Genomic DNA, 882 nt, shown 5'->3' with positions numbered 1-882 from the left:
GGCTCTGTTGCAAACATTGGTGACGGCCGGGCAGCGTCACCCCGTCTGGGGATCAGGCAGCATTGGCAAAATGCTGATTGAGCACGTCCATGGCCTCGGTCATGACCGAGGGGCCAATGCCAAATGCTCTTTCGATCAGACGCACCTCTCCCCTGATCCCTGGCTGCAGGCACCATGCCCGGGCTTGCCCTTTGCGCAGGGCGCGCATGACCTCGAAGCCCTTGATCGTGGCGTAGGCTGTCGGCATCGATTTGAAACCACGCACGGGCTTGATCAACAATTTGAGCTTGCCATGGTCGGCCTCGAGCACGTTGTTCAGGTATTTTACCTGCCGGTGTTCGGTTTCCAGGGCGAGCTTCCCTTCTCGTTTCAACTCGGCGATTGCGACGCCGTAGCTGGGGGCCTTGTCGGTGTTGAGTTTCGTTGGTTTCTCCCAGCCCTTCAGCCCGCGAAGGGCCTTTCCCAGAAAGCGCTTCGCGGCTTTGGCGCTGCGGGTCGACGAGAGGAAGAAGTCGATCGTGTCGCCCCTTTTGTCGACCGCCCGGTACAGGTAGGTCCATTTGCCCCGAACCTTGACGTAGGTCTCATCCAGACGCCAGCTCGGATCAAAGCCTCGCCGCCAGAACCAGCGCAACCGCTTCTCCATCTCCGGCGCATAGCGCTGCACCCAGCGATAGATGGTCGTGTGATCGACATCGATGCCACGTTCCGCCAGCATTTCCTCGAGATCGCGGTAGCTGATGCCGTACCGGCAGTACCAGCGGACCGCCCATAGGATGACCTCGCCGGTAAAATGCCGCCCTTTGAAATCGTCCATCACAACCGACCTTACCAATCCAAGGGCCCAACCTTGGCAACCGCATCAGAGTTTGCAACAGAGCC

General features: G+C 59.6%; 1 protein-coding gene. It reads right to left on the bottom strand.

The genetic code is table 11. The features are described from left to right. Positions 1–52: 52 nt before the first annotated feature. Positions 53–817, bottom strand: coding sequence for an IS6 family transposase (locus HT136_RS26070; protein ID WP_063142267.1), 765 nt, complete (start codon positions 815–817; stop codon positions 53–55). Positions 818–882: the final 65 nt, after the last annotated feature.

Origin of the sequence: Novosphingobium profundi (assembly GCF_018491765.1) — a bacterium.
Taxonomy (GTDB): Bacteria; Pseudomonadota; Alphaproteobacteria; order Sphingomonadales; family Sphingomonadaceae; genus Novosphingobium; species Novosphingobium profundi.
This window is presented reverse-complemented; position numbering and strand designations above follow the sequence as displayed.

Excerpts from the sequence above, each read along its gene's own strand:
- HT136_RS26070 (WP_063142267.1), bottom strand. The coding sequence starts at position 817 with ATGGACGATTTCAAAGGGCGGCATTTTACCGGCGAGGTCATCCTATGG.